Raw genomic sequence first — 2,749 nt, 5'->3', positions numbered from 1 at the left:
CGAGTCTGCGCCCGGGGCCCAGCGGCCCCAGCCACAGCCAGACCTGAATGATGACCAGTACCGGCAGCCACCACGCCGGCGCGCCGGTCACCCAGTTGAGCACCAGATGGATGAAGAAGGCCGTGATGCCGGCAACGAAGCCCACCACTGGGAAGAGCAGGGGGCGCTCACGGCCGGGCCAGCGCGTCAGCCGGCAGAGTGTGCCGATGAGAGCGCCGAAGGCGGTGGTCAGGGAGAGGGGGATCAGCAGGTCCAGCATGTCGAGCCTTGTGTCGATGGGACGGGATGAAGTGGCCAGCCTAGCGTCTCCCGGGAGGTGTGGCGCTTCGACTTTGGGGTCAGTCTCAGCGGCGCAGCAACTGGTTGCGTAGTGCCAGTTCGGCCCGTCCCAGCCACTCATGCAGGGCGCGGGTGCTCTGGTGAAGGTGGTAGGCGCGCGGGATCACGGCGTGAATGCCCGTCGGTGCGGTGCTTGCGAACTCGGTCGGCGCGGCCGTGACGGACAGGCCGACCCGCTCGAACTCTGCTACTGCCCTTGGCAGATGCCAGGCCTGGGAGACCAGCGCGACATGCTCGATACCCTCGCCCCCCAGCATCTCGGCGGTGTAGCGGGCATTCTCGGCGGTGCTGCGGCTGCGCCCTTCCATCCAGCGAACGGGCACCTCGAATACTTCGCGCAACGCCGCTGCCATCAGGCTCGCCTCGGCGCTGTGCTCGTCGTGTGCGCGGCCGCCACTGACCAGGATCGGCAGCCGGGTCTTGCGGTGCAGATGAGCGCCATAGGCCAGCCGACGCCAGCTGGCATTGGACGGGGTATCCCCCCAGCCGAATTCCGGTGAGGCGTAGTCGCGTCCGCCACCGAGGATCACGATGGCCTGGGCCTGGCTCAGTTGGCCCGCACTGGCCAGGACGGCAGGCTCGAGCCCCTGGCGCAGGACGTGGCTTGCCAGCGGGGTGGAGAGGGCCAGCAGGCTGGCCAGTCCCAAGGTGACCAGCAGGCCGCCGACCAGCCGGCGAGCGCCCAGGACCAGGCCGGCAAGGATCAGCAGGACATTGATCATGGGAGGCAGCAGGAGATACTTCAGCGCTTCCATGGGCGGTTTCCTTGGTGAGCATGCTGCCAGTGAACCAGCTGGCGGGCACTTGTGCCACCTAGGACCCCAGGGCTATCGCATTTACGCTCAGCGATAGGCGCCGCAGCAGGCCAGCGTGGGCGCCTGTCACAGCTGGGTCTTCTCCTGGTACTCGCAAAGGTCCTCAATGACGCAACTGCCGCAGCGGGGTTTGCGGGCCAGACAGGTGTAGCGCCCGTGGAGGATCAGCCAGTGGTGAGCATCCTGGCGAAACTCTCTGGGCACATGCCGCAGCAGCTTCCTTTCGACCTCGACCACGTCCTTGCCCTTGGCGATCCCGGTGCGGTTGGCCACGCGGAAGATATGAGTATCCACGGCGATCGTGGGTTCACCGAAGGCGGTGTTCAAGATGACGTTGGCGGTCTTGCGGCCGACGCCCGGCAGGGCCTCGAGGGCCTTGCGGGTGCGGGGTACCTCGCCGCCGTGCTGCTCGACCAGGATCCGGCAGGTCTTCATCAGGTTCTCGGCCTTGGTGTTGTAGAGGCCGATGGTCCGGATGTGCGCCTTGAGGCCGTCGAGGCCCAGCTCGAGGATTGCCTGGGGCGTGTTGGCCACCGGGAAGAGCCGGGCGGTGGCCTTGTTCACCCCCACGTCGGTGGCCTGGGCCGAGAGCAGCACCGCGGCGAGCAGCTCGAAGGGGGTGGTCCAGTGCAGTTCGGTGGTTGGCTCGGGGTTGTGGTCGCGCAGCCGCGCGAAGATCTCGTAGCGTTTCTGGGCGTTCATGCTCGGCTCATGGAGAGGAGACGTGATAGAGGGCGGCCCGTGCGTCATCGAGCAGCCGGCTGGCGCTGTCGACCTGTCCCCGGGCCGCCTCGATCGCGTTGGCCTCGCCCTGGCGCTCGGCGTGGGCCAGCTGCTGCCTGGCTCGACGCAGGGCCTGTTCGGCGGCATTGACGGCCATCTGACGCTGGCGCTGCGGCCCGGGGCCGACAGCGCTGCCCGGCCCCGACCGCTGACGCTGCTGAATCAGCCGCTTCTGGCGCTCCATGCGCCTCTCCCGAGCCTCCCGGGCCAGGCGCTGCTGGCGGGCGTGATGACGACGGCGACCTTGCTCGGCGCGGCGGGCCAGGTAGGCCTCGCGCGCCTCATCGCTCTCGGCGGCTTCCCAGGCGGGGTGAGGCAGCAGGTCGATGCAGTCCACGGGGCAGGGCGCCACGCACAGCTCGCAGCCGGTGCACTCATCGACGATGACCGTGTGCATGCGCTTGGACGCCCCGAGGATGGCATCCACCGGGCAGGCCTGGATGCACTTGGTGCAGCCGATGCACTCGGCCTCGCGGATCGACGCTACCAGCGGCGACTGGGCGGGCTCGGCCAGCGGCAGCGGCGCACGACCGGTCAGCGCCGCCAGCCGGGCCACGGTAGCCTCTCCGCCGGGCGGACAGCGATTGATGGCCTCGCCGTCGACGATGGCCTCGGCATAGGGGCGACAGCCGGGCTGGCCGCACTTGCCACACTGGGTCTGGGGCAGCTCGGCATCGATGGCCTCGATCAGCGCGGTCCGGGAGCGGGCGTCGGTCTCCGTCACGTTGGCGACTCAGCGCACCCGCTGGCCCGGCTCGGCGCCGGCGTCGGGGCCGAGGAGATAGATGCCCTCGTCGTTGCCGGCGGCGAGC

Annotated in this window: 4 protein-coding genes; all 4 read right to left on the bottom strand. The window is 69.2% G+C overall.

Annotation, left to right across the window (positions count from 1 at the left end; translation table 11 throughout):
- Positions 1-259: hypothetical protein (locus tag RI841_RS15850; RefSeq protein WP_310706597.1), on the bottom strand; the 259-nt coding region annotated here is incomplete at its 3' end.
- Positions 260-344: 85 nt separating this feature from the next.
- Entirely contained in the window at positions 345-1,094 is a 750-nt protein-coding gene (locus RI841_RS15845; protein WP_310706596.1) for a YdcF family protein, read from the bottom strand.
- A 126-nt stretch (positions 1,095-1,220) separates the two neighbouring features.
- On the bottom strand, positions 1,221-1,856 hold the full coding sequence (gene nth, locus RI841_RS15840; RefSeq protein ID WP_310706595.1) for an endonuclease III: 636 nt from the start codon (positions 1,854-1,856) through the stop codon (positions 1,221-1,223).
- 7 nt (positions 1,857-1,863) lie between these two features.
- A complete protein-coding gene (locus tag RI841_RS15835) occupies positions 1,864-2,661 on the bottom strand; it encodes an RnfABCDGE type electron transport complex subunit B (RefSeq protein ID WP_310706594.1) in 798 nt (265 codons plus the stop codon).
- Positions 2,662-2,749 lie beyond the last annotated feature (88 nt).

This window comes from Halomonas sp., from assembly GCF_031581305.1.
Lineage (GTDB): Bacteria > Pseudomonadota > Gammaproteobacteria > Pseudomonadales > Halomonadaceae > Halomonas.
This window is presented reverse-complemented; position numbering and strand designations above follow the sequence as displayed.